Source organism: Emergencia timonensis (assembly GCF_900086585.1).
Taxonomy (GTDB): domain Bacteria; phylum Bacillota; class Clostridia; order Peptostreptococcales; family Anaerovoracaceae; genus Senimuribacter; species Senimuribacter timonensis.
On record NZ_FLKM01000008.1, the window covers coordinates 1,203,454 to 1,229,497 of the forward strand.

The 26,044-nt window shown below is 48.1% G+C and carries 21 protein-coding genes; 17 read left to right on the top strand and 4 right to left on the bottom strand.

Annotated features, from left to right (window positions below; genetic code table 11):
* Positions 1–165: 165 nt before the first annotated feature.
* The 7 genes from BN6539_RS06950 to BN6539_RS06980 all read left to right on the top strand — a co-directional run bounded on the left by BN6539_RS06950 (position 166) and on the right by BN6539_RS06980 (position 7,370).
* Positions 166–1,011 (top strand): D-alanyl-D-alanine carboxypeptidase family protein, encoded by an 846-nt coding sequence (locus tag BN6539_RS06950; RefSeq protein WP_067535689.1) that lies wholly within the window; start codon positions 166–168, stop codon positions 1,009–1,011.
* Entirely contained in the window at positions 1,001–1,933 is a 933-nt protein-coding gene (locus tag BN6539_RS06955; protein WP_067535694.1) for a hypothetical protein, read from the top strand. Before BN6539_RS06950 ends, BN6539_RS06955 begins: the two co-directional genes overlap by 11 nt.
* 625 nt (positions 1,934–2,558) lie before the next feature.
* Complete coding sequence (locus BN6539_RS06960; protein WP_082907394.1) at positions 2,559–3,284, top strand: LytR/AlgR family response regulator transcription factor; 726 nt, start codon at positions 2,559–2,561, stop codon at positions 3,282–3,284.
* Positions 3,285–3,585: 301 nt separating this feature from the next.
* Complete coding sequence (gene scfA, locus BN6539_RS06965; protein ID WP_067535701.1) at positions 3,586–3,729, top strand: six-cysteine ranthipeptide SCIFF; 144 nt, start codon at positions 3,586–3,588, stop codon at positions 3,727–3,729.
* Complete coding sequence (gene scfB, locus BN6539_RS06970) at positions 3,729–5,099, top strand: thioether cross-link-forming SCIFF peptide maturase (RefSeq protein ID WP_067535704.1); 1,371 nt, start codon at positions 3,729–3,731, stop codon at positions 5,097–5,099. The genes scfA and scfB overlap by 1 nt, the downstream gene beginning before the upstream one ends.
* Before the next feature lie 127 nt (positions 5,100–5,226).
* The gene (locus BN6539_RS06975; RefSeq protein WP_067535708.1) at positions 5,227–6,318 is read left to right on the top strand and encodes a glycerol dehydrogenase; all 1,092 of its coding nucleotides are present in this window, start codon (positions 5,227–5,229) and stop codon (positions 6,316–6,318) included.
* A gap of 485 nt (positions 6,319–6,803) precedes the next feature.
* Positions 6,804–7,370, top strand: a complete 567-nt coding sequence (locus BN6539_RS06980; protein ID WP_082907468.1) for a cob(I)yrinic acid a,c-diamide adenosyltransferase — start codon at positions 6,804–6,806, stop codon at positions 7,368–7,370.
* Here the strand turns inward: BN6539_RS06980 and BN6539_RS06985 are convergent.
* Positions 7,367–7,987 (bottom strand): HAD family hydrolase, encoded by a 621-nt coding sequence (locus tag BN6539_RS06985; protein WP_067535714.1) that lies wholly within the window; start codon positions 7,985–7,987, stop codon positions 7,367–7,369. The genes BN6539_RS06980 and BN6539_RS06985 overlap by 4 nt on opposite strands.
* A gap of 193 nt (positions 7,988–8,180) precedes the next feature.
* On the opposite strand from BN6539_RS06985, the gene trhA reads away from it, so the two are divergent.
* The 3 genes from trhA to BN6539_RS07000 all read left to right on the top strand — a co-directional run bounded on the left by trhA (position 8,181) and on the right by BN6539_RS07000 (position 11,231).
* Positions 8,181–8,840: a PAQR family membrane homeostasis protein TrhA gene (gene trhA / locus BN6539_RS06990; RefSeq protein ID WP_067535717.1), complete on the top strand. Its 660-nt coding sequence runs from the start codon at positions 8,181–8,183 to the stop codon at positions 8,838–8,840.
* 330 nt (positions 8,841–9,170) lie between these two features.
* A complete protein-coding gene (locus BN6539_RS06995; RefSeq protein ID WP_330385060.1) occupies positions 9,171–10,472 on the top strand; it encodes an FAD-dependent oxidoreductase in 1,302 nt (433 codons plus the stop codon).
* Positions 10,473–10,523: 51 nt separating this feature from the next.
* Entirely contained in the window at positions 10,524–11,231 is a 708-nt protein-coding gene (locus tag BN6539_RS07000) for a pseudouridine synthase (protein WP_067535723.1), read from the top strand.
* Between the two features lie 76 nt (positions 11,232–11,307).
* On the opposite strand, the gene BN6539_RS07005 is transcribed toward BN6539_RS07000, so the two are convergent.
* A complete protein-coding gene (locus BN6539_RS07005) occupies positions 11,308–11,925 on the bottom strand; it encodes a TetR/AcrR family transcriptional regulator (RefSeq protein WP_067535727.1) in 618 nt (205 codons plus the stop codon).
* Between the two features lie 595 nt (positions 11,926–12,520).
* Here BN6539_RS07005 and BN6539_RS07010 point away from each other — a divergent pair.
* Genes BN6539_RS07010 through BN6539_RS07020 form a run of 3 tightly spaced genes read left to right on the top strand, consistent with a single transcriptional unit; the run spans position 12,521 to position 17,066 of the window.
* Positions 12,521–14,185, top strand: coding sequence for an OPT/YSL family transporter (locus BN6539_RS07010; protein WP_067535730.1), 1,665 nt, complete (start codon positions 12,521–12,523; stop codon positions 14,183–14,185).
* A 12-nt stretch (positions 14,186–14,197) separates the two neighbouring features.
* Positions 14,198–15,940: an N-acyl-D-amino-acid deacylase family protein gene (locus BN6539_RS07015; RefSeq protein ID WP_067535733.1), complete on the top strand. Its 1,743-nt coding sequence runs from the start codon at positions 14,198–14,200 to the stop codon at positions 15,938–15,940.
* Positions 15,941–15,956: 16 nt separating this feature from the next.
* The gene (locus BN6539_RS07020; protein ID WP_067538152.1) at positions 15,957–17,066 is read left to right on the top strand and encodes an aminopeptidase; all 1,110 of its coding nucleotides are present in this window, start codon (positions 15,957–15,959) and stop codon (positions 17,064–17,066) included.
* Here the strand turns inward: BN6539_RS07020 and BN6539_RS07025 are convergent.
* Positions 17,063–18,406, bottom strand: a complete 1,344-nt coding sequence (locus BN6539_RS07025; protein ID WP_067538154.1) for an MATE family efflux transporter — start codon at positions 18,404–18,406, stop codon at positions 17,063–17,065. The genes BN6539_RS07020 and BN6539_RS07025 overlap by 4 nt on opposite strands.
* 414 nt (positions 18,407–18,820) lie before the next feature.
* On the opposite strand from BN6539_RS07025, the gene BN6539_RS07030 reads away from it, so the two are divergent.
* Positions 18,821–20,638 (top strand): M14 family metallopeptidase, encoded by a 1,818-nt coding sequence (locus tag BN6539_RS07030; protein ID WP_067535736.1) that lies wholly within the window; start codon positions 18,821–18,823, stop codon positions 20,636–20,638.
* Between the two features lie 75 nt (positions 20,639–20,713).
* On the opposite strand, the gene kal is transcribed toward BN6539_RS07030, so the two are convergent.
* The gene (kal, locus tag BN6539_RS07035) at positions 20,714–21,106 is read right to left on the bottom strand and encodes a 3-aminobutyryl-CoA ammonia lyase (protein WP_067535740.1); all 393 of its coding nucleotides are present in this window, start codon (positions 21,104–21,106) and stop codon (positions 20,714–20,716) included.
* A gap of 161 nt (positions 21,107–21,267) precedes the next feature.
* On the opposite strand from kal, the gene BN6539_RS07040 reads away from it, so the two are divergent.
* The 3 genes from BN6539_RS07040 (at position 21,268) to kdd (BN6539_RS07050) (ending at position 25,808) form a co-directional block, all read left to right on the top strand.
* Complete coding sequence (locus tag BN6539_RS07040) at positions 21,268–23,343, top strand: sigma-54 interaction domain-containing protein (RefSeq protein WP_067535743.1); 2,076 nt, start codon at positions 21,268–21,270, stop codon at positions 23,341–23,343.
* A gap of 170 nt (positions 23,344–23,513) precedes the next feature.
* Positions 23,514–24,560, top strand: coding sequence for an L-erythro-3,5-diaminohexanoate dehydrogenase (gene kdd, locus BN6539_RS07045; protein ID WP_276326616.1), 1,047 nt, complete (start codon positions 23,514–23,516; stop codon positions 24,558–24,560).
* Between the two features lie 216 nt (positions 24,561–24,776).
* Positions 24,777–25,808 carry an L-erythro-3,5-diaminohexanoate dehydrogenase gene (kdd, locus tag BN6539_RS07050; RefSeq protein WP_067535745.1) on the top strand — a complete coding sequence of 344 codons (1,032 nt, stop codon included), beginning with the start codon at positions 24,777–24,779 and terminating at the stop codon, positions 25,806–25,808.
* Positions 25,809–26,044 lie beyond the last annotated feature (236 nt).

Consider the following 26,044-nt stretch of genomic DNA (forward strand, 5'->3'; position numbering starts at 1 on the left):
GTCCGTACTCCCTTCGCAGTTTGAACTTCAGTTCTCTGGGGTTAAAACCAGCGGACGTGCCTCATCCCTCATCCTCCCCCTCCACAAACAACCTTCACTCAAACCAAAAAATCATTCATAAATCCCCCTTACGAAAATATATTGGTAAGGGAGATTTTTTTATTTATGAAAAAGGTATTGATAATTATTTGTGTGATTTTAGCCTTCATCTTTGGTCTGATGATCTTTGGCTATCTATCTGAACCAGGCAGTAAGGTTACTGCGGCAGACTTGCCCACGCCGCCGTCAGTCAGCGCCCAGCAGGCGATTTTGATCGACGGTAAGACAGGCGAGGTTCTCTTTGAGAAAAATGCTGATGAAAAGGGGTATCCGGCCAGTACCACCAAAATCATGACCGCGCTGGTCGCACTAGATGTCTGTAAGGAGAGCGGCATCGGTATTGATGAAGAAGTGGCCATTCCCAAGGTGGCGGTAGGCGTGGAAGGCTCATCTCTATACTTGAAGGAGAATGAGAAGAAAACCATAGAAGAGCTGCTCTATGGGGTCATGCTCCGTTCGGGCAATGACGGAGCAACAGCGCTGGCGGCCTGTATGGGAGGCAACTTGGAACATTTTATCCGGATGATGAACGAAAAAGCGGAGCGTTTGGGGTGTACAGGCACGAATTTTGTGAATCCCAGCGGACTCTTTGATGAAAACCACTATACGACTGCGCGAGATTTAGCGAAAATTGCCAAATGTGCGATGGAAAACAAAACTTTTCGCAAAGTAGTAGGAACAAAAACGTGGAAACAGTATACAAATAAGAATAAGACCGTATTCCAGTACGACGGAGCCACGGGCATCAAAATCGGCTTTACCAAAGCGTCCGGCAGGACTTTGGTCGCTTCGGCAAAACGGGGAGATGTGGAGATGATCTGCGTCGTCCTCAACGATGGAGACTGGTTCAACGACGCTTATAGTCTGATGGACTACGGATTCAACGTAAAGGGGTGTAACAATGAAAAATAACGGATGTATCGACGCAGGAAGAGAAGGCTGTCCTTGCGCCCTTGCCGAATACGGAAAATGCCTTGTCTGCAGCAAACTGCGGGGCGGCAGCTGCGAAGATTGCAATTGGCAGGGATCATGCATTTATACACTGTATCAGCAGAACGCCAGAAAATTGGTTAAAGCACGACAGGATAAGACTTATGAAATCGCAGAGATAAAGCAGTACGGCGAGAACTTCAAAGTGTTCGTGCTCAAGGCAGACAAGGGTTTTTGTCAGAAAGCGCAGACGGCAGGAGCCTATGTATTTGTCAGAGCATCAGAAAGTGAAGAATGGTACGGAATGCCTGTTTCCGTGCTGAAAGCAGAGCCAGAGAAAGAGCGGCTGCACCTGGGTGTTTCCAGCTGCGGACCGAAGAGCGGCAGCCTTCTGGCAGCAGAGAAGACCCTGTGCGTGAGAGGCGTCTACTACAATGCTCTGTCCGGCATGGGCGGGTTAGATGCAGAACCGGAAGGATCACTGATTTACGCCAAGGGTATCGCCATGGCGCCCCTGCGTAACTTCTTAGATGGAGGAACGAGATACAGCAAGTGGCTGAAAAACATGAACCTCTATGTGGACCTCGACAAAGTGGGATTTGACTTCTTTAAAGACTATTTTGGAGATCTGCCAGTGGATTCCATCCACGTCAAAGACTTCGCCAGCGGTGGACTGGAGAGCACAGAGGTCTTGAACAACATGGAGCAGATGGCGCAGACCGGGAAGATTAATATTCTTTCACTGACTTCACCTTATTACGCTGACAAGGTCGAACCCTCAGCAGGAAAGAAGATCGTCAGACCGACCAGCGGCAACATGTGCTGTGGTGAGGGCGTTTGCGGAGCCTGCACCTATGACGATGAGACGGGCAAGACGATACATAGATGTAAGGCGAGAATCTAAAACGAATAAAAAACAAGCACTTTGCTGCAAGTGCTTGTTTCTTTTTGTGTTGATGCATAGGAGCAGCTGGGGGATAATCACTCCCAAAGACGTGGTTATTACGCTGAGCGGGATATACATCTTATATGTGTTTGCATCCAGATTTAACAAGGCGGGAATGCAGAAGAGCAAAATTCCTGCAGCAACAAGCAGTACCTTGATGACAGATAAAGTTCTGGTTTTCATAGTTATTACCTCCGTTCTTTTCTGCTTTCAGCATACTGCAGGAGAGCGTAGACCGCAATCAAACATGTGTAAAACCTTTGTTAACAATAGGTGAAGTGATGGAAGGTTCCGCACTTGTATATGTCTGCCAGTTTCATATGGCTCACCCTTGTCCTTTGTCGCGATGGTATGGTATAATGAATGCAAAGATCTTACAGCTTCGCTGCAAGGATGCGTTCATTGAATCACGGCAAACGATTCTAAATCCAAAGGAACTGCCGTGGTAAAATAATTCCACGATCCTGCGGCGTTGCCGAGAGGAAGGAATCATTGAATCACGGTAAACGATTCTAAATCCAAAGGAATTACCGTGGTAAAATAATTCCACGATCCTGCGGCGTTGCCGTAAGAAGAAAAGAGGGTGACACAGTTGATTAAAATCTGTATTTGCGACGATCGGATTGAGGACTTGGAGTATGCCTTTGACCTGGTAAAAGAATTTGCAGAATCAAATCCTGAATACGCGATAAATCTGCGAAAATTTCAGTCCGCTTATGATCTGCTGGACTGTATTGAAGCAAGCTGCAGCTTTGACATAATAATTTTGGACATCGTGTTGCCGCACATCAATGGCATTGAAGTGGCGAAGAAGATTCGACAGCGAAAAGAACCGTGCGAAATTATTTTTGCGAGTTCATCCAGAGAATATGGCGTGGATGCCTTTGGTGTAAATGCATCCAACTATATTGTAAAGCCCATCATCAAAGAAGACTTCAACAGGATCTTAGAGGATACTATCAAAAAGTTAAAACGCAATGACAGGCAGCCTTTGATTATTAAAGTGAAAGGCGGCTTGAGAAAAGTTGCTGCCTCTGACATTGTTACCATCGAAAGCTTTAACAGGAGAAGGGGGATTACGCTGCTCAGCGGAGAGCAGATTGAAACAGGAACGACACTCGCTGCGCTGCATGAGCTGTTAAGTGATGACGAACGTTTTTTTATGCCGCACAGGGCCTATATCGTAAATTTGGAACACATAAGCAGTATCATAGGAAGTGATATTTTGATGTGCGATGGCCAAAGAATTCCTATTTCCCGCAGCTGCGGAAAGGATTTAAAAGACGCATATTTAAAGTTTTTGTTTTAATAATATGCATTTTGAACAGAAATTTCTACATTTCGGACTAAAAATGACATTTTTCGACTTTTTTGATGTAAAATATCATCAGTACATCAAGGACACACATTATAGATTGTTTCACACATGTCCTTTTTCGTAACTACATAAAACTTTTTCCTAGGAACATTATGCTCAGCATCCCAATAGAGCATAATGTTTCTTTTTGTCTGGTCATAGGCAGGAAAGCCGAAGCCTTTGAGACTTGACAATCCGGGGTAAAATCGTTAAGATAGAATGAGTACATTATCATAGAAAGGCGAGATGAAAAATGAAAAGAATCAAGACAATAGAAACGAGAAATTTAGAGAAGAGCATCAAGGACGGCGGTTGCGGCGAGTGCCAGACTTCCTGCCAGTCAGCTTGCAAGACTTCCTGCGGCGTTGCAAACCAGGAGTGCGAGAAGAAGAACTAATGATACATCAATATAAACTGAACGGATACAATATCGTTTTAGACGTTTATAGCGGTTCGGTACATGTAGTGGATGATGTTGCCTATGACATCATCCACGATTACTTTTCTGAAGAAAAAGAAGCACTGACAGCACAGATCTTAGAAAAGTACGCCGGACAGCCCGACGTGACCCGCGAGGATATTTTAGAAGTCTTTGACGATATCGAGGAACTGAGAAGACAGAAAAAGCTGTTCTCTGAGGACATCTACGAACCCAATGCTTACGATCTGAAGAACCGCCATACAGAGGTCAAAGCTCTGTGCCTTCACGTGGCTCACACCTGCAATCTCAACTGTACATACTGCTTTGCCAGCCAGGGCAACTTCAACGGCGAAAGAGGTCTGATGAGTTTCGAGACAGGAAAACGGGCGCTGGACTTCTTGATCGAGAATTCGGGAGACCGCAGAAACCTGGAGGTGGATTTCTTTGGCGGAGAGCCGCTGATGAACTGGCAGGTGGTCAAAGATCTGGTGCGCTATGCCCGCAGCATCGAAGAAGCCCACGGCAAGAATTTCCGGTTTACGCTGACAACCAACGGCGTGGGCATCGACGACGACGTCATCGACTTTGCCAACAGAGAGATGCACAACGTGGTGCTCAGCCTGGATGGACGCAGGGAAGTTCACGACCGGCTGCGCAGGACCATCAATGACCAGGGCAGTTATGACATGATCGTGCCCAAGTTCAAGAAATTGGTGGAAGCGAGGGGCGGCAAAGACTACTACATGCGAGGTACCTTCACTCACAACAATGTGGACTTTACGGAGGACATCTTCCATATGGCCGATCTGGGCTTTACGGAGCTTTCCATGGAACCGGTGGTCTGCCCGCCGGAGGATCCCTTCGCTCTGACCGAGGAAGATCTGCCCAAGCTCTTTGAACAATATGAGATTCTGGCAAAGGAGATGATCCGGCGCAAGAAGGCGGGGAAGGGCTTCACCTTCTACCACTATATGATCGATCTGACACACGGACCATGTATCTACAAGAGAATTTCCGGCTGCGGTTCCGGGACGGAGTATTTTGCCGTGACTCCTTGGGGCGACCTCTACCCCTGCCATCAGTTCGTAGGCGACGAGAAATACAAGATGGGCGACATCTGGCAGGGTGTGGTTAACGAAGAAGTGCGTCAGGACTTCAAACTGTGCAACGTTTATGCCCGCGAAGAATGTAAGGACTGCTGGGCGAGGCTCTACTGCAGCGGCGGCTGTGCAGCCAATGCCTATCACGCGACTGGTTCCATCAAAGGCGTCTACGACTACGGCTGCCAGCTCTTCAAGAAGCGGATGGAATGCGCCATCATGATGCAGGTTGCAGAAACAAACTAGTACAAATAAAAAACATGTCCTCCTCACAGCTTTTTGTGTTTGAGGGCATTTTTTTGTGGTAAAATATGCTCATCAGTAATAATGGATACATTATTGTGTTGTATGTGATATCAAAGGAGGTAAATTTATGGCCAAAATCATTGGAAGTCCCAGCAGATATGTGCAGGGCAAAGGGGAACTGAAAAACTTGTGCGCCCATGCGGGCAACTTTGGTAAAAAACTCTTTATTCTTACCAGCCCTTCCGGCAGAAAAAGAGTGGAACCTGCAATCGCTCTCGGCCAGGGGGATGCGGAGATTGTTTACGAAGCTTTTAACGGTGAATGCTGCAAGACGGAGATCGAACGGGTCAAAGCGGCCTGCCAGGCGGCAGGAAGTGAGGTCATCGTCGGCATCGGCGGCGGAAAAATCCACGATACAGCAAAGGCAGCAGCCCATTATCTGGGCATGCCGGTGGTCATCGTACCGACCATCGCTTCCACTGATGCGCCTTGCAGCGCTCTGTCCGTCATCTATAAAGATGAGGGTGTTTTCGAAGAATACCTGTTCCTGCCTGCCAGCCCGAACATGGTTCTGGTAGATACAGACATCGTCAGCAAAGCGCCGGTGCGCCTGCTGATTTCCGGCATGGGAGATGCGCTCGCCACCTATTTTGAAGCGAGAGCCTGCCTGCAGTCTGACGCATCCAACTGCGTAGGAGGCAAAGCCACTTTGGCTGCCATGGCTCTGGCAAAGCTGTGCTACGAGACTTTGATGACAGACGGTATCAACGCCATGCTGGCTGTCAAGGAGGGCGTATGCACCAAGGCGGTTGAAAATATTATCGAAGCAAATACCTATCTGTCAGGCATCGGCTTTGAAAGCGGCGGCTTAGCGGGTGCTCATGCCATTCACAATGGGCTGACGGCTATCGAAGAAACCCACAGCCTGTACCATGGCGAGAAAGTGGCTTTCGGTACTTTGGTGCAGTTGGTCCTTGAGAATGCGCCTGAGGATGAGATTGCAGAGGTGCTGGATTTCTGTATGGAAGTGGGACTGCCTGTGACCCTGGCAGATCTGGGCATCAAAGAAGTCAAAGCAGATCAGATCATGGAAGTCGCAAAGCTGGCTGCTGGGGAAAATGACACCCTGGGCAACATGCCGTTTGCAGTGACGCCGGAAGACGTCTACGCCGCCATCATGGGCGCCGACGCTCTGGGTAGATATTACAAAGGTGAATAAGTACGTGTTACATGGGGCTGCAGATGCAGCCCCTTTTTATAACATAGGAAATACCGTCCGAAGGACGGATTTCTGTATGTTTCATCGTTCGCTCCGCTCACTCCTCCAGTCGCTAACGCGCCTTTCGCTGTCCGTTTCGCCAGGCCGGCTAAAGCTGGGGCGAAAAGGCAAAGAACGTACCTTGCGAAGAGTCGCCCTTTACGGGTGACATGAGGAAATAGGAATCTTTGATTCCGTCATTTCCACGTTTTTTATTGGTTAGAACCATGTTGAATTTATACTTTTTTAATCGTTTCGGTGGTTTGACCTAAAAAACCGCAATGGACCTTGCTTGCCGGAAATCATCTGCGGAAAATAGTGTTTACCGGAGGGCGGTTTTTGAGAAAGCGCTTATTTATAATTAAAAATGATTTCCTGTTTTTGTATAGAATATGGAGTTTCTACATATCCTAATGACAAAATTGATAATTTAGGATGTGATGAATTTGGCAAATCTTTATACGAAAACGGGAGACAAAGGGGAAACCGGCCTGGTGGGCGGCAGCAGAGTCAGAAAGGACAGTGCACGGGTAAACTGCTACGGCACCATGGACGAAGTGAATGCCGTGCTAGGAGTAGCCTATGCGCTGACGCACAACGATTATATCAAAGAGTGCATCGATCGGATTCAGCATACGCTGTTTCGTGTAGGGGCAGAACTGGCCAGCGATGAAAAAGGATTGGAGCTCTTAGGTGATGATGTGGTGTGCGACAAGGAGGTTACGGAACTAGAAGGCATGGTAGACCGCTGCACCTTGACGACAGGCGTGCAGACTGAGTTTGTAATCCCAGGGGTCAACGCAGCTTCTGCGGTTCTCCATGTGGCGAGAACTGTTGTAAGAAGAGGGGAAAGAACGATTATTGCCGCCGCGGAGGAGATAAAAGTGCGTGACGTATTACTGAAATATGTCAACCGCTTGTCTGATGCTATTTATGCGCTGGCAAGATTAGAAGAAACAGTTTGCCAGCAGGATCAGGGGAAGAGCAAAAGCCGCTGCTGGCCGTCCCGCTAGAGGCAGAGAGACGGCAGTTCTGTGAATACGTGAATGGCAGGTACGCTGCGATTTACCTGTCCGAACCCGTAGGCAGCGTGAATAAAGGGGATTGCAGCCAGATCTGCGGCATCCAGGTCGCCCTGGGTGTCCCCTACATAAACCGCCGCAGTCAACTGATTGCGCATCATGAGATCTCTGATATTTTCACCTTTCGATTGGCCGTGGCTGCCCTCCCATTGAAAATCCTTAAAATAGTGATTGAATTTGTGGACGTTCAGAAAAGTTTCGATATAACCTTCCTGGCAATTGCTGACGATAAACAAATCGTGCTGCCCGGCCAGAGTGCGAAGTGTTTTTTCCAGATGCGGATATAGCGTGCCGCCGCTCTTTTGCAGATATATCAATTCTTCCTGGCAGCAGGCCTTAACAATTTGGAGACTTCGTTCCAGTGGTTCATCTGGCAGTATTCTTTGTGCAATCTGTACAGCCGTCTTTCCCATACAGCCTTTGATATCCTGGTGACTGAGCCTGTGTTCTATGTTATAGCGCTGTAAGACGATGTTCCACGCCGGCAGAATCTGCAGCGTAGAATTCCATAAAGTGCCGTCTAAATCAAAAATAATTCCTTGATACATGGATGGTACCTCCTTGCTATTGCTATCTTATCTCTTTTGCCTGCGTTTTACAACAGGAAAAATGTGATTGGCGACTTGACAAAATAAGATTATAAATGTATTATAATATAGTAATGAAAATTATATTTACGAACATAAAAAATCATATTCTGCATAGAATATGATTAGAATCTAATAGCAGGAGGCTGATTTTATGGCAGATAGAACTTTAAAAAGATATACGGCAGGGGAGGAGATTTTCAACAGCGTGTCTCACGGCGTGGGATCGCTTCTGGCAATTGGCGGTACGGCGCTGATGACAGTCATGTCTGTGGCCCACGGCAGCGGACTGGCGCTTTCGGCCAGTTTGATTTACGGAATCTCTCTGATTGTGCTCTACACCATGTCAACGGTGTATCACGCAGTAGCCAATCCGAAAGCAAAAGAAATCCTGAGGATTTTCGATCATACATCGATCTTCCTTTTAATTGCGGGGAGTTATACGCCGTTTTGTCTGGTGGCCCTCGCAGGAAACAGCAGGGGACTTGCGGTAATCATCGCAGTATGGGCCTGTGCAATTCTGGGCATCGTGCTCAACGCCATCGATCTGAAAAAGACAGAGAAGTTTGGTACGGTACTCTATGTCATCATGGGATGGTCGATTTTGGCTGTGTTCAAGGACATCATCCATGTTCTGCCGGCACCGGCATTCTGGCTGCTTCTCATCGGCGGCATCAGCTATACAGGCGGTTTGGTATTTTACGCCTTGAAGAACGTAAAATACATGCACAGCATCTGGCATTTATTTGTCCTGGCGGGCAGCGTGCTCCATTATCTGTGCATTTCCATCTACGTTTTGCCTATGGCTTATTAATTCTTCCAACAAAATGACATATAGACGTGCCCCAGTATCATATGAATACTATACGGGGATACGATGTAAAACGGCATACCCTAAAGGGGTATGCTGTCTTTCGTTTTCGGGAGAAATGCCATAAAAAGATGTTTTTTTCTAAATTTGGGCAGATTTTCAGGTGGTTTAAAGGCCAATAGCGGGAAAAATGGGATGATTTTATAAGCTGAAACAAAAATTTCAGGATAATCAATACAAAAGCCCTAATTTATGAGCGTAATTTTGAGAATATCCTGCTGATGGCGCTGAAATCTGCCATAATTTCCTTGAAAATAGCACATATCAGGCGTTATGTGCGTGATCCCCGATACTCGGAAAAGTAAATTGGAGGTTCATATGGCAAAAATCGTAATTATCGGCGGCGGCTGGTCTGGCTGTGCTGCCGCCATCGCAGCAAGAAAAATGGGAGCGGAGGTAGAAATACTGGAACGGACAGATCTGCTTCTGGGACTAGGAAACGTTGGAGGAATCATGAGAAACAATGGCCGTTTTACTGCGACCGAAGAAAATATAGCGATGGGCGCAGACGAGCTCTTTGCTATTACAGATAAATGCGCGACCCACAAAAACGTAAATTTCCCAGGTCACGACCACGCAACTTTTTACAATGTCGTCAAAGTGGAGCCAGAAGTGAGGCGGCTAATGAGAGAAATGGATATCGAAGTACATCTGATAACGAGGATCACAGACGTTGTCAAAGAGGGCGATCGAATTACGGCACTGGAATCGGCGGACGGCGAACGCTTTGACGGCGACGTCTTTGTCGACTGTACGGGAACTACAGGCCCTATGGGAAACTGTATGGAGTTCGGCAACGGTTGCAGCATGTGCGTATTACGCTGTCCTGCTTTTGGCCCTCGCGTCAGCATTTCGGAAAAAGCCGGTGGCCATGACTACTATGGAAAGCGGGCTGACGGTACGCCGGGCGCTTTCAGCGGTTCCTGCAAGCTGGAAAAATCCAGCCTGTCAGAGAAAATCGTAAAAGAACTCAATGAAAAGGGCGTCGCAGTCGTGCCGTTGCCAAAAGAACTGATCAACGAGAGCAAGCTCTCGAAGAAAGTATGTCGTCAATACGCATTGCCGCCTTTTGCTGAGAATGTGATTTTGATCGACACGGGCTATGCCAAGATGATGACGCCGTACTTCCCATTGGCGGAGCTGCGCCAGGTAGAAGGTTTTGAAAATGCCCGGTTCGTCGATCCTTATGCCGGCGGAAAGGGAAATTCCATCAGGTATACGGCCGTTACGGAACGAGATCCTTTCATGAAGGTGAAGGACGTCGAGAATCTGTTCTGCGGCGGTGAAAAATCCGGACTGTTCATCGGACATACAGAGGCTATTTCTACTGGTTCCCTGGCCGGGCACAATGCGGGCAGAGCAGCGCGCGGTGAAACACTGATTACACTGCCGGAATCAACCGCTATCGGCTCTCTTCTTACATACGAAAAACCAGACGGGGGCATGATCACCTTTGCGGGAGATGAATTCTTTGCCCACATGAAGGAGACCGGGCTTTACACCACGGACATAGAGAAAATCGCAGACCGCATAGAGACAGCAGGGCTTACGGGAATATATAACGCTTTCAATTAATCGCGTTTTGTGTTAAAATCACTAAAGACAAAGTGAACGGAGAAAAAACCAATGAGAATTAACAAATATATTGCACAGGCTGGTGTAGCCAGCCGCAGAAAAGCAGATGAACTGATTGCCAATGGCAACGTCAAAGTCAACGGTCTGATTTTAAAGGAGCCGGGCTATGACGTTGTCACGGGCGATGTGGTGGAAGTCAACGGCAGGAGAATTGAGGCTGAGGAAAAGAAGGTGTACATCCTTCTTAACAAGCCGGTTGGTTACATTACCAGCGTCAGCGACGATCGGGACAGGCTGACCGTCATGGACCTGGTCCAGGATGTGGATGCGAGGATTTTCCCGGTGGGTCGTCTGGACTACAATACGTCGGGCATGCTGATCATGACAAACGATGGGGATTTTGCCTATACGTTATCTCACCCCAAACACGAGATGACAAAGACGTACCGCGCTGTGGTAGCCGGCGTACTGTCAAATGAAAAGTGCGCGAAACTCAGGGAAGGGGTGGACATCGGCGGTTTTGTCACCTCAAAGGCGAAGGTGGAGATCGTCAAAGGTCATCCGCGGAACACGGTGGTGGACATCACCATTCACGAGGGCAAAAACCGTCAGGTCCGCAAAATGTTCAAAGCTGTCGGCAACAACGTGCAGAGCCTGGAACGCATCGCCATCGGCGACGTCAGACTGGGAAGACTTGCAGAAGGCCATTACCGAAAACTGACGAGAGAAGAAATCGAGTATTTCAAGAATGGAAGATAAAAAACAGAGGGGATTGCGAAGCAGTAGCAAAGCTACTGTAATCGCAATCCCTTTTTAGTGCGCTTGATATACACAATTATTCTTTCTTTATCTTCGCTTCGGCATCATCACGATAGATGCCGAAGAAAAACATATCTGTCATCTTGCGCAGGATTTCTGTATCCTTAGAAAAATCGAGATCGTGGGCGATACAGTATTGGTAAGCGTTGAACTCGATGGTGGAATAAAGATAGGCGGCTACCTCCAAGTCGACATCATCCTTTAAAATACCGCGCTTTTGGTCCTTTGCCAGATAGTCCTTCAGTTTCTCCAGATAATCCGGTGTTGCCGTATCGCTGAACACTAAGCCCTGAAAGAGGCTGGTGTTTTGAAAAATAATATTCGCAAGGTCATTGCCCACCTGACTCGCTTCTAAATCTAAGCCGATTTCTTTTTTGGAATAATCATACAGCGTATCCGACTCCGCCAAAGTCTGCGGCTGCGCTTTGTTGCTGTTAAAAACGCAGAAGAACAGGTCGTCTTTGTCGTAAAAATACTTGTAGATACTGCCGACGGAGATGCCGGCCCTGTCTGCAATGCGATTGACACTGCTCTTTTCGTACTGGTCTTTATATTCAATAAACTCGTCCGCGGCCGCATTGAGGATTCGTTGCTGCTTCTCTGGCGGCAGTTTCAAAAATGTTTTTTTTGGCATGGATATTCCTCCTCTTTCTTATCTTGTTGTAACACAAATTCCCTTTTGGCGCAAGGAGAAAAGATCAGATTATCTCGTCTGCAATATCCTTATGCTTTTTGAATGTATTAGGACATTCTCGCGTAACCGGGTCGCTATCTGGCGGCCTACACCAGGGGGTATATTTAATTATGGTTACTTTTGACTTAAATTTCTTCGCTTCAAACACCGGCCTAAGCCTATAAAAGTAACCGCATACAGATGATTTACAGATTCTGCAAGCAATATGAACTATTTTCGTGAGGAATGGTTCCTGATGTCGTCGTTAAGTTACGCGAAACCTCTAAAATCGTATCAAAAAACCTAACCGTATCGTAGAAGAGACTTCTCTTATACCCCCATACCCTATACGCCGACAAAGAATCTACCTTTTGAGAGGCGATCAATAACAGAATTCAGTATTTTTTGAAAAAATCGATTGACTTGAGGAGGAAAAAGGTGTATAAAAAAAGTGAGTCGACTCACTTTTGCTAAAACGATCTTTTGACGAGGTGTACCGGCAGCGATCAATTTCGTGATGAATGCATGCTGCCTTAGAACACCTGGGGAGGAAATTATGAAAAAAGAAATAAAAGCGGCATCTGGGCTGAGCCTGGACAGAGAATTCAGTTTTCGCGCGATCTTCTTTGGCGTGATGATCGGGCTTCTGCTCATGGCGCTGATGATGTATCTGGATGCGGTATTAGGTCTGGATACTGATGTGGCGCCCATCGCCTCTATGATTGGCGTCCTTTTGATACCACTTTTCGGTGGTCCCACCAACAGACGAGAAGTCAACATCATGCAGACCTGTGCGACTGCGACGACTTTTGCCGCCTATTCGCTGACCGGTAATATCGTGCCGCTGCTGATGATGGGAGAAAAATTGGAAGTGCTGCCGACCTTTGCTCTGCTATTGCTTGCAGATGCCATCGGTATCTGCTTTGTATCCATACTCCGAGACCAGTTCGTCTACGACAAAAACCTGCCTTTTCCCGGCGCGGTCATGTGCACGACTGCCATGGATCAGATTGACGCCAAAGACAAGAGTTCAACAAAGCTGTTGTTTGGCGCAGTGGCCTTCAGCGTGGTGATTTCCTTTTTGCAGAACATGGAATATCTGCCGTATCTGGCGGATTTTACATCTCTTCTGCCGGAGAACGGCATGACCTTGGGCATTCTGATCATGCCTCTGATGCTGGGCATGGGATATGTGCTGGGTTCGAGAAATGCGCTCTGCATGTTGGCGACCAGTTTATTAATCTGCCTCATCGAAGCTCCTGTCGGCACGAGCCGCGGCTGGTTTGCAAATCCTGCCGAAGACTACTTTTCAGAGATCCAGGATTTTAACCTGCCGATTGTAATCGGCATTGCCCTTTTGGCGGCGGTGATTCCCATCTGCAGACAATGGAGAGCCATTGCCCACGCCTTTCAGTTCAAAAAAGGCGCGGACCAAAAGAGTGACCGAGATTATTCCATGAAATCTATCCTGATTCTGCTTTTGGTGCTGACCGCTGCCATGATCGCCTTCTGCAACTTCTATTACCAGATCAAAGTCTTCCACCTGGTCATCTGCACGGTGGTAAGCCTGCTCTTTGCCATGATTGCAGTCAGGGTTTCTGCGGAATCAGGTTTAAGTGCAGGACTGGCACTGAACATTTTTATGATCGTGATCTCCTACGGTCTGACTGGCAATGCGGTATTTTCCATGCTGATCGCCTTTATGAACTTCAATACGTTCATTCTGGCGCAGGATACCATGTATGATTTGAAAATCGGACAGATGGTCAGCGCTTCCCCTAAGAAGCAGATTAAGGCGCAGTTTATCGGCATTTTTTTCGGATGCCTGGTAGGTACGGCTCTGTTCTATGCAATCATCAAAGTCTTCGGACTCAACGACGAGCTGTTCACATTCCCTTTCGGAAACATGTATTATGCAGTAATCAACGGCATTTCTGAAGGCGGCGTCTCAACCCTGTTCAATCCAGGGCGATTTGCAATCGGCGGTGCCCTGGGGGCAGTGCTTTCTCTGATCGGCTTGCCGGCAGGAGGTATCGCTCTTGCCATGTATCTGGCGCCGAAGACCATTCTGGGTATTGCCCTGGGCGGTATGATCCGTCTGGTGGTGGAAAAGACAAAAGGCATCGCTTTTGCGGAGAAGATGGATAATGCGGCGACGGGATTCGTCATCGGAGACGCCATGGTCTGCGTACTGATGGTCATCATCACCATGTTTAGGTAAGGGGGAGACAGTATGTTTGACATAGTGATAAAAAACGGTCTCATCTGTGACGGCACAGGCGGACCGATCTACCTCGCCGATATCGGCATCACTGGCGATGTGATTACATATATCGGGGAAATTTCCCTGACAGACGACGACGGCAAAGACTGCAAAGTCATCGACGCTGCTGGAAAGACTGTGACACCTGGTTTCATCGACCCCCATACCCATGTGGATCAATCCATTCTCACGGCACCGGCAATGGAACCTTATTTAAAACAAGGCGTAACCACTGTGGTAACGGGAAACTGCGGCTATGGCATGGCGCCCCAGGGGGAAGAAGTCTTCTATTGTTCGGATCTGGACCAGGAATTTCTAAATCTGGCCGGAGCAGATCCCTTTGCGCTGCTGTCTCTGCTCTTTGACAGAGAGAAAGCTGCTGCCGCCTACGAAAAGCGATACGGAGTACGGCTGGATTGGCGGAGCTTTGATGCGTTCAACCGAAAATGCGATGAACTTACACTGGGAGGCAACCTGGCGCCTTTGATCGGTTACAGCGCTGTAAGGACTGCCGTCATGGGCAGAGACTGCATGCGGCAGGCGGCCGAAGGTGAAATTGCCTCCTTAGAATCTGTCACCCGGGACTGCATGGAGGCGGGCGCTTTTGGAATTTCAACGGGCAGGGATCCGATGTATATCCCTGGCCCCTTTGCGGCAGATGATGAAATGAACAGGATGCTGCAAGTCGTTGCCAGGTATGGGGGGATTTTTGCAAGCCATACCTTTAACTGCAATGGACAGGGCCAGCCGGACCGTCTCGCAGGTTATGGGGAAATGGTCAGACAGGCGGGAGATACAGGCATCAAAATGAATATTTCCCATGTTCACGTCATGAATATGGCTCGAGATGGGGCAGAGGCTGTAAAAGCAGCCAAAGAAACGATGGACTATTTTGACGGACTTGTCGCCTCGGGAATAGACCTGAGCTACGATGTCATACCCAGCGCGTCTTGTTCTGACTATACCCTGACATCCTGCGGCTATTATCTGCGCCCCTTAGTGCTGATGGCGGGGACGAGGAAAAAACTGGGAGAATTGTTCCGCCAAGAAGCTTTCCGCCAGCGAGTCCGCCAGATTGTAAAGGAAGGAAAGATGCCGATTCTGGATGAAAGTTCCGATACCTGCTGGCTGGGGGAACTTTTCATCACAAAGCATGGGAACCCGGCCTATGCGGGCCAATATTTACACCACTGTGCTGAAAAACGGAATCTCTCGGCTCTCGATGGCTTGATGGCAGTCTTTGCGGAAGACCCTGACATGACAGCGGATTTAGCAGCGCCGGACTTCCAGCAGAGTGTGGACCTTCTATGCAGCAGCGAAATCGCTATGCCATGTTCTGATGGCAGCAGCTACAGCAAGGATACCAACCTCAGCGGCAATGCAGAAATCGGAATTTACCCCAACAGCATGAACATCAGCTATATACCGCGCTATTTAAATCGTTATGGGAAAAAAGATTTTGCGAAGGCGGTTTCTCAGGCCAGCGGTTTTGTGGCGCGGCGGTTTGGGATCGAAAAAAGAGGTGTGATCAAAGAGGGCAGCTTCGCTGATCTGGTCGTCATGGACCGGACTTTGCTCCGCAGTTTTGATGAGGAAGAGAACCCACTGCAGGATCCAGAGGGGATTTTATATGTGTTGGTCAACGGGCAGATTGCCGCAGAGAACAATGTTTTGACGAAGAAAGCAGCCGGCAGAGTGCTGCGTAAAAAGTAAGGAAGAGGTGATGGAGATGGATAGCAGAATCGAGGGCTTGTCCAGGCAGCTGACGGAATATTCCTGTGACCTGAAGGCTGGAGAGCGGGTTTTGATAGAATATGAGGGGCGAGAATGCCTGCCTTTGGTGCGGCAGCTGATCAAGGATGCGTATCGCCTTGGCGGCAGGCCATTTGTTCTGGCGAGAGAAGACAGTGTGCTGAGAGAGATTTTGATGGAGGCAGATGCAGAACAACTGAAGCTGCTTTTTGACTGGGAGCTGACACAGATGGAAGCCATGGATGCCTATATCGGCATCAGAGGGAATGCCAACATTGCGGAACTGGCCGACGTGCCGACGAAACAGATGAGCCTTTATTATAAGCTGAGTCAGCCTGTAGTTGAACGCAGGGTCTATGAGACAAAATGGGTCATACTCCGCTATCCCAATGCTTCGATGGCGCAACTGGCCGGCAGAAGCCAAGAGGGCTTTGAAAGGTTTTTCTTTGATGTATGCACCATGGATTATGGGAAGATGAGCCGTGCCATGGATGCCCTGGTGGATTTGATGAACAGGACGGACCGGGTCAGAATCGTAGGGCCGGGTACGGATTTGTCCTTTTCTATCAAAGGGATTCCCGCTGTCAAATGCGATGGCAAAATGAATCTTCCGGACGGAGAGGTCTATACCGCGCCAGTAAAGAATTCGGTCAACGGTCTCATCCGCTATAACGCCTGCAGCGAAATGCTAGGGTTCACTTACGAAAATGTGCAGTTTGAAGTGAAGAACGGGCGCATTGTCAAGGCAGAAGCCAACGACACGGAGCGGATTAACGCCCTCCTGGATACCGATGAAGGGGCGCGTTTCTTCGGTGAATTTGCCATCGGAGTCAATCCGTTTGTGCTGGAACCGATGAAAGATATCCTCTTTGATGAGAAAATCTGCGGAAGCTTTCATCTGACACCGGGAGAGGCTTACGAGGATGCCGACAACGGCAATCGGTCTGCGGTCCACTGGGATTTAGTGATGATGCAGCGGCCGGAATATGGAGGCGGTGAAATCTGGTTTGACGATGTGCTCATCCGCAAGGACGGACGCTTTGTCTGTCCGGAACTGAAACCCCTGAATCCGGAGAACCTGCTCTAGCGCACGTACTTATTCTCCCATTTGTGACCACGATACCGCAGGACGAAGATGATGATGCGCACGATCCAGTCGATGAACATGGCCATCCAGATGCCGAGGACGCCGAATCCAAAATTCTTGGCTAAGAGGACACCGGCGGCGATGCGGAAGAGCCACATGGAAGCCACTGCTGCGCCCATGACGAAGGTGGTATCGCCGGCGGCTTTCAGGGTCTGGGGCAGGGTGAAGGACAGGGGCCAGAGGAGAATGCCCAGTCCGCCGTGCATCCAGAGAATCAGCTTTGCCAGATGCGAAGCCTCGTCAGAGACGTTGTACAGATTGATGACCAGCGGCAGGATCAAGAAAATCACTGCGTTGATGGCCAGCATGGACAGATAAGACCACTTGAGCAGTTTCTTGGTATAGAACCTGGCGCTTTCAAAGTCCTTGGCGCCCACACATTGACTGACCACGGTGATCATGCCCACCCCGATGGCCTGGGCTGGTAGAATCTGAAAGGTGGCCATGGAGTTGCCGATGGCATTTGCCGCGATGGAGGCGGTGCCAAAAGCAGAGACCACGCTGAGCAGCATGATCTTTCCCAGATGAAAGAGACTGCTCTCAAGACCGCTGGGCACGCCCAGCTTCAATATTGTTTTGACGATATGTCCCTCCAGACGGCAGCGGAATGGCTTGCTGATATGGAGGGTATATTTTTCATTGCGCAGGAGCCAGACCACGGCGACAGCGCCGATGATTCTCGAAGCCAGGGTCGGGATGGCAACGCCTTCTACACCCATGTGGAAACCGAAGATCAAAAGGGCGTTGCCCCCTACATTGATGATGTTCATGCCGATGGAAATCCGCATGGAGACAGCTGAGTTGCCCATGACGCGGAAGAGGGCGGCGCCGGCGTTGTAGAGCGCGATAAAGGGAATAGAGGCTTCTACGATGATAAAATAGGTATTAGCGTGATCCATCACATCCTGATCGATGTTGCCAAAGAGTCCGTGAAGGATGAAATACTTTGTCATATATAAAACTGCGGTCAGCCCTGCGGCCAGCAGGACGATGAAGACCAAAAGCTGCTCTGCGGAATCGTTGGCTTTTTTCAGGTCGCGGCTGCCGATAAACTGCCCGCAGACCACAGCGCCGCCAGTAGCCAGGGCTGCAAAGCCGTAAAACACAAGGGTGTTGATGGAGTCCACCAGGGAAACTGCTGATACGGCAGCTTCGCCCACGCTGGCTACCATGATCGAGTCAGCCAGGCCCACTGTGATTGCGAGGAACTGCTCGACGATCAAAGGCAGGATCAAGCTGCATAGTCGTTTGTTAGAAAAGTTGATTGTTAGTTCGTTCAAAAAATTCCACCACCTTATATATAGTAACAGAGATATTTTATCATATCTGTCAAGTTTCATCAGCATATAGTCGAAATCCTCAATGGCGTGCAATAAAGGCACGCCATTGCTGCACAACTTCATGACAGTGACTGTATCCAAAGAACCGCTTTACATTCTGCCAAAGCCGGCGAATATTTCTTATTAAAGTGTTATGACAGGCGTTTTAAGTGTCAAAATACATGGGAAAAGTAACCGGAACGAGCTATACCCCCCCCTTGGTTTTTCTGTATACAGTCGTTCTGTTGTGCAGAAGTGGAAGAACACGGCCAAAAAGTACAAAAATATTGTAAAGCATAATTGACAAATTACCTTGAAGGAGTATCCTGGTAAAGATAGGAACTGAAATGGGAAGAAGAGGAAGGTGGCTGTGACTTGGAGATAATCTTTGAAACGAACAAAAATGTAGATATTGTAGTGTTTTCCACTCCCAACGGAATGGGAGAAGGGACAACGGTTTGCGACAGGCGATTGACCTTAGAGGACGCAGAGGCGGGTTTTGTATTTAGCTACAAAGCTGCATCGGCTGGGTTTTATACCCTCATATCTACTGTTGTAATTGGTGAGAAGGATGTTGCTGCCGGCAGTAAAACAGTAAAGATAAAGCTGGAGCGAAGAACGGGTAAAGGCTATGAGCCGGAACTGATGTATCGTTGGAGTGATGAAATCGAAGATAAGATGTTTGGAACGGAAGATTTGTGCAATGTGGATACGAATGCCTTGAATACGCCTGCTTTCTGCGGAGAAACTCAGGGGCACCGATTTACAACCCTGGAGGAAGTTGTCGCTTTTTTGCAGGAGTTAGAACGGCAGAGCGCCAATGCCCATCTGTATTTCCTCGATGCAGACAACAGCATTCCTGTCGTACTCTTTACCAAAACGGATTTGTCCGAAGCAAAAGATCTTGACAGTGCACTGACAGTGATGAGAAAAGACGGCCATCTGACTATCATGTATCAGGCACAGATACACGGCAACGAACCGGCCTCTGGCGAGGGAGCGCTGGCTGTGGCGGAAATTCTCGCCAAGGATGAGGTCTATCTGGAGAAGTTGGATGTTGCATTAGCGCCTTGTGTAAATCGGTATGGTGCAGAGCACTTCAGCCGGTTTGGCGACACTCACAAACTGAATTTAAACAGAGACGGCCTCTGTCTGCGTTCTCAGATTGTAAGAAAACTCCATTGGCTATATGGAAGACTGATGCCGGAGGTTTTTATCGACGGTCATGAATTGGCTGGGAGGGTGTCCTTTGTAGAGAAAAGTGAGAGGGGATACTATTTGAATCACTTGGATGATATCAGAATTATTTGTGTCAACAATCTAAATCAAGGCCGCGGTGTCTTTGCTGATGCTGAAAAAATCCTGTGTAAGACCATCGTGGGATTACAGCGACAGGGGTTTCGGACTTTTTTCTATAAACTTTCCTGCGACAATACCACGTCCTGCGGTTATGCAAGACTGCGGAATTCCTACACCTTTCTCATCGAGTCCAACGGTATCAATCTTGGAAAACAGCACTTTGCGAGACGGGTATTGTCACAGCGAGAAGCGGTGCTGTCTATTCTGAGACAGGCCTCTGACAAAGCGGATACCATCCGCAGGACAGTAAAGGATGCCAGAGAACAGATGATTTTTATGGGAGGAAGAGATGCTGGGGAAAATCGATTTGTGTTAAAACATCAGGCTTCCCAAGAGTCTGGGATTGACGTGCTTCGGCCGTCCTATGATTTCTTTGGGCGCCCTGTGGGGAATCCCGGCAAAATGGACAGAGCCTATAACATAGACACCTGCATTAGGAGCAGACTGAGACCTGCTGCATATCTTTTGCCTAAAGGTGTTGAAGGAACGACAGAAGCCGCAGAGATTTTAGCGGCTAACGGTGCGGCGTATTACGAGTTGAAGAATGGCGCAAAGGTTAGGGCGATTCAGTATTCTGTCTCAAAAGATGGAATTCTAATTGGTGATGAGCAGACCGTTATATTTGAAGAAGGAGCCTATGTATTCCCTATGAATCAGGAAGGGGCAAATGTCATCGCAGCCAGCCTGGAACCTGATGTGGATGATACCGTGGAATCCAAAGGCTCCTTTGTCCAGGCAGGAATTCTGAAAAAAACTGAGTCTGGTGATTATCCCCTCTATCGCTGCCAAGACATGAGAATGCTGCGACTTTCCGGTAAGCAGAGAGATAATTGATGAAATTAGAAAAAAGCCTGAACATAAAAAGGGATGTGCATTGCCCGCACATCCCTCGTTCATTTTATCAGTATCTTATTTTCTCTTAAATTCTTTTGGTGTTACGCAAGTTCCTGTTGCTCTTGCTACGACGATTGGTTCTTCTAAGAAGTCAGCGGCAGAAGCGTTGATGTCTTTTCTGGAAACGATGACCTTTCTGGCTTCGAACTTCATCTGTCTGGAAGTGTTTCCGATCTTTGTGATCTCGCCGTAAGCTTCGATGTAGTCTCCAGCGTATGTAGGAGCTAAGAATTCGATGTTGTCATATGCGCAGAAAAGACCCTCGTCTCCGTCCAATTTGATCAAAAGTTCTGTCGCAACGTCTCCGAACAGGTGAACCATATGCGCGCCGTCCACTAATTCTCCGCCGTAATGAGCATCCTTTGCAGACATTCTCAGTCTGAGGGTTGATGTGATTTTTTCTTCCATGATAAAAATTCTCCTTTTCTATAATTAAAATTCTTCTTTTAGTATAACTTTGAATTCGTTACCTGTAAATAATAATTGCAAAATATGTGCCAATGGGTTATCATTGAAATTACATAAAAAGTGAACCGAAATGTGTTCATGCAAAAAGGAGCGAATCAAAAATGACCCGCAATTATGGAACCAACAGAGTCATGGAACCGCAGCACGTACTGCCCACCTCTGCCTGGCGTCTGGACAACAGCAGGAATATAGCACCGGAGGAAATCAGAGTAGATATCAAACGGATACATATTGAACAGACCAGTTTCAAACAGATCTGCCTGGAAGCGGCAGATAACGACCAGCGAATCAAACAGAAAATCATGGACATTGTGATTAGAAGAGGAAAACTGCATAATCCTGTCACGGACACAGGAGGCCTGTTCTACGGTACCGTCTCTGAGGTGGGAGCGGAGTATGACAACAAAAAAGGCTTCAAACCGGGAGAAGAAGTGGTCTGCAATGCGTCCCTGGCCTCGGTGCCTATATACATAGACAAAATCATTTCCATAGATAGAGCCTTTGGCCAGATCGACATAGAAGGGTATGCAGTCCTCTATAACGAGGTGCCGTTGGTCCGAAAGCCAGAAGGCATTCCCATCAACCTGCTGCTCTTCGCGTTCAACGAATCGGGCACCCTCTACAGAATCAGCAATACGGCGGTAGGGAAGAAAAAGTTTTTGATCGTGGGAAATAACCTGCTTTCCAACCTGCTCTTCGGTTATGCCGTCAGAAAAGTGGCTCGAGAAGACGCGGAGGTGGTCTGTCTGCTGGACAGGAAGACGGATATCGTTCTCAAAGGGCAGTCGATCAACGACTTGATTGCCAGAGTGTTTACGGAGGTGCATTATGTGGACATCCTCAAGCCCATGGAATGCCTGTCAGGGCTCAATGCAGATTCTCTGTTCGATCTGTCTGTAAACTGCGCCGACATCCCCGGTGCGGAAACCATCAATATTTTGGCGACAAAGAGCGGGGGAACGGTCGTCTTTGCCAATCTGATCAACAATTACAACATCGCCCTGTATATTACAGAGTCCATTTCGCGCCAATTGGACATCCGCTGTGCAGACGGTTATCTGGAGGCTTATGACGAATTTGACATTGAAATCGTCAAAGACCTGATTCCCTACATTGAAAATGCGGTGGAGACGGATCCTTATGTAGACGACGATCCGTCTTATCCCATCAACAGGGAGACCAGGCTGCTGGAGGCATCGGGCCAGAGGAAGACCATGCTTGAGGACTTTGTCTGTGAAAGCCGGGCTATGGCTGCAGTGCTCAACGATATGCTGACTGTGGCAAAGTACGACTGCAACGTCTTGATTACAGGAGACACGGGTGTCGGCAAAGAGAAGGTGGCAAATATCATCCACAAGAACAGCAATCGAAAGATGCAGCCCTTTATCAAGGTCAACTGTGCATCCATTTCGCCTACCCTGATAGAGTCAGAATTCTTTGGATATGAGAGGGGCGCCTTTACCGGCGCCAACTCCAATGGAAAGAAGGGATACTTTGAGCTGGCGGACAACGGAGCGATTTTCCTTGACGAAATCGGCGAATTGCAGCAGGACATGCAGGCGAAGCTTTTGCGCGTGATTCAGGATGGTGAGTTTTTCAGAGTAGGCGGCACGACGCCGATCAAAACCAACGTGAGAATTTTGTCCGCCACCAATCGCGATCTGGAAGATCTGATCCAAGAAGACAAATTCAGGCGGGACTTATATTATCGGCTCAATGTGGTGAGAATGCGCGTGCCCAATCTGCGGGAACGGACGGGAGATATCCCTGCGCTGGTCAACCATTTTATCAAGAAATACAGCGACAAGTTTGAGATACAGCGGAAAATTGACGACGACGCTGTAGAGTACCTGAAGCAGTGCGAATGGCCGGGCAATATCAGGGAATTGGAAAATGTAGTGCAGCGGCTGATGATTTCGGCAAAGGGAGAGCAGATTACTCTGCTGGACGTCATGAGGGAACTTCATGCAGAAGTTTTTGAGAATACGAGTCCCGAAGCCGCTGCCAATGCGGAAGAAGAGGGGCGGACCCTGAACCTGGAAAAGATGGTGGAAAACTTCGAAAAAAACATCATCAAGCACGCCTGTGAAAAGTACGGCTCTACTCGAAAAGTGGCGAAAGCCATTGGAATCAGCCAGACACAGCTAGTCAGAAAAAAGAAGAAATATGAAATTTAAGCGGAATGAACCGAATTAGGTTCGGGTGGTAAACATTTGAACATAAAACGGTTCGAATTTGACGTGGACCTCAGAAAAACCCATTGGAAACAGTGGGTTTTTATTTTGGCACGGCATTTGCTATATAATAAGGCGACGAAAATTTACATACATTAGAGGAGGAAACACACATGCAGAACATGGAATACAGAAAAGGTGATCCATTTGGCACACACAGAGTTATCAGTCCGGAGGGCGTGCTTCCACAACCAGCAGACGTAATTGACAATACGATGGAAATTTACGACAATGAAGTATTGATCGACGTGCAGACTTTGAACGTGGACTCGGCTTCATTTACTGAAATAGAAAAGAGAGCGGATGGCGATGTTGAAGAAATCAAAAACATCATGATGGGCATCGTCGAAAAGACTGGAAAACACAAGAATCCGTGGACTGGTTCCGGCGGCATGCTGATCGGAACTGTCGCAGAGGTTGGACCGAGCTATGACGGAGACTTGAGGGTAGGGGACAGAATCGCTACATTAGTATCTCTGTCGTTGACCCCTTTGAGAATCGACGAGATTGTCGAAGTGAGAAAAGACATCGACCAGGTGGACATCAAAGGGCAGGCCATCTTGTTTGAAAGCGGCATTTATTCCATCCTGCCGGCTGACATTCCGCAGAACCTGGCTCTCTCGGTACTTGATGTCGCAGGCGCACCTGCGCAGACTGCAAAAATCGTTGAACCGGGTGACACTGTAGTCATTTTAGGCGGCGGCGGAAAATCGGGCATGCTCTGCTGCTATCAGGCGAAGAAAGAAGCGGGCGTCAACGGAAAGGTGATCTGCGTAGACGGATTCGAAAGTTCCATCGAAAGAGCGAAGAGTGTGGACGTGGCAGACGAATACCTGGTGGCAAACGCGACTGATGCGGTTGGCCTGTATAGGGAAGTCGCCAGATTGACGGAGGATAAACTGGCCGACGTCGTAATTAATGTAGTAAATATACCGAATACGGAGATGGCTTCTATCATGGCCTGCAAAGATAACGGCATGGTATACTTCTTTTCCATGGCTTCTGACTTTACGAAGGCGGCCCTCGGAGCAGAAGGCGTCGGCAAAGATGTTAACATGCTGATCGGTAACGGTTATACAAAAGGACATGCAAATGTCGCTCTCCAGGTTCTGAGAGAGAATGACAAACTGAGAGACCTTTTCGCGCAGCTTTATGCGTAATAAACCTCAATCATTCGGGCTGAATTAAAAACGGTTCAGCCCGAAATGAAAATGAACACATTTCGGTTCGCTTGTTATTTTTTTAATAATCTTGCAAATTGGCTGACTGTAACTGTAGACACCGTATGGCGTGAGGCTTATAATGAAGACAGTCATGAGTTATGCGAGACGCATAAATTTAAAAAGTTAAAATATTTTTCTAGGAGGATGATTATTATGAAAAAAGGATGCCCTTACGGAACACACAGAGTTATTTCACCAAAAGGTGTTTTACCTCAGCCAGCAGATGTCATTGACAACACAATGGAAATCTATGACAACGAAGTACTGATCGACGTTAAAACTTTGAACATCGACTCCGCTTCTTTCACAGAAATCGAGAGAAGAGCTGGTGGAGACGTAGAAGAAATCAAAAAGACTATGCTTGGCATCGTTGCTAAAGCTGGTAAACATAAGAATCCTTGGACTGGATCCGGCGGCATGCTGATCGGTACAGTTAAGGAAATCGGACCTGCTTACGAAGGAGACCTGAAGGTTGGAGACAAGATCGCTACTTTAGTATCCCTGTCCCTGACTCCGTTAGTAATCGAAGAAATCTTAGAAGTAAGACCGGAAATCGACCAGGTAGACATCAAGGGCCAGGCTATCCTGTTCCAGAGCGGTATCTATGCAAAACTCCCAGAAGATATGCCAGAAGGACTCGCTCTTTCCGCATTAGACGTAGCTGGAGCGCCTGCACAGACTGCAAAGCTGGTGAAACCGGGTCAGACTGTACTGGTTATCGGCGGCGGCGGAAAATCAGGACTGCTGTGCTTATACGAGGCAAAGAAGAGAGCTGGCGTAACTGGTAAAGTTATCTGCGCTGCTGGTTCACAGAAATCAGAAGACAGAGCTAGAAAGTTAGACTTAGCTGACGAATACTTCCACCTGGATGCAACAGATGCAGTTGGAATGTACAACAAGATCATGGAACTGACTGACGGCGAGCTCTGTGACATCGTTATCAACAACGTAAATATCGAGAACACAGAAATGGCTTCTATCCTTGCTTGTAAGGATGACGGCCTTGTATACTTCTTCTCCATGGCAACAAGCTTTACAAAGGCTGCTCTGGGTGCAGAAGGCGTTGGCAAAGACGTTAACATGATCATCGGTAATGGTTATACAAAGGGACACGCTGCAATTACTCTTCAGTGCCTGAGAGAACACGAAGGACTGAGAAACTTATTTGCAGAAATGTACTCCTAATGGGGAGATTCTAACCCGATTTCCGCAGGAAATTGACGGTAAGCCCCGGTCAGGATTGCCCGAAGCGAAGCTGCAATCACGGCCCGCATAAACTGCTAACACATACTTATGCCACGGCTTCTTACGGGAGGCTGTGGCGCATCTTATGCAAAAAAACGGCTATTACCACTCCGCTAGGGAATCCCCTCAGCACATCCGATCTGTTTGATTCCTAGCATTCAAACACACAGCCGTAG

Coding starts and splice junctions, on each gene's coding strand:
- BN6539_RS07040 (WP_067535743.1), top strand. CDS start 21,268: ATGACCCGCAATTATGGAACCAACAGAGTCATGGAACCGCAGCACGTA.
- BN6539_RS06985 (WP_067535714.1), bottom strand. CDS start 7,987: ATGTATCAAGGAATTATTTTTGATTTAGACGGCACTTTATGGAATTCT.
- BN6539_RS06995 (WP_330385060.1), top strand. CDS start 9,171: ATGTGCGTGATCCCCGATACTCGGAAAAGTAAATTGGAGGTTCATATG.
- BN6539_RS07015 (WP_067535733.1), top strand. CDS start 14,198: ATGTTTGACATAGTGATAAAAAACGGTCTCATCTGTGACGGCACAGGC.
- BN6539_RS06975 (WP_067535708.1), top strand. CDS start 5,227: ATGGCCAAAATCATTGGAAGTCCCAGCAGATATGTGCAGGGCAAAGGG.
- BN6539_RS07005 (WP_067535727.1), bottom strand. CDS start 11,925: ATGCCAAAAAAAACATTTTTGAAACTGCCGCCAGAGAAGCAGCAACGA.
- scfB (WP_067535704.1), top strand. CDS start 3,729: ATGATACATCAATATAAACTGAACGGATACAATATCGTTTTAGACGTT.
- scfA (WP_067535701.1), top strand. CDS start 3,586: ATGAAAAGAATCAAGACAATAGAAACGAGAAATTTAGAGAAGAGCATC.
- kal (WP_067535740.1), bottom strand. CDS start 21,106: ATGGAAGAAAAAATCACATCAACCCTCAGACTGAGAATGTCTGCAAAG.
- BN6539_RS07010 (WP_067535730.1), top strand. CDS start 12,521: ATGAAAAAAGAAATAAAAGCGGCATCTGGGCTGAGCCTGGACAGAGAA.
- trhA (WP_067535717.1), top strand. CDS start 8,181: ATGGCAGATAGAACTTTAAAAAGATATACGGCAGGGGAGGAGATTTTC.
- BN6539_RS07000 (WP_067535723.1), top strand. CDS start 10,524: ATGAGAATTAACAAATATATTGCACAGGCTGGTGTAGCCAGCCGCAGA.
- BN6539_RS07020 (WP_067538152.1), top strand. CDS start 15,957: ATGGATAGCAGAATCGAGGGCTTGTCCAGGCAGCTGACGGAATATTCC.
- kdd (WP_067535745.1), top strand. CDS start 24,777: ATGAAAAAAGGATGCCCTTACGGAACACACAGAGTTATTTCACCAAAA.
- BN6539_RS06950 (WP_067535689.1), top strand. CDS start 166: ATGAAAAAGGTATTGATAATTATTTGTGTGATTTTAGCCTTCATCTTT.
- kdd (WP_276326616.1), top strand. CDS start 23,514: ATGCAGAACATGGAATACAGAAAAGGTGATCCATTTGGCACACACAGA.
- BN6539_RS06955 (WP_067535694.1), top strand. CDS start 1,001: ATGAAAAATAACGGATGTATCGACGCAGGAAGAGAAGGCTGTCCTTGC.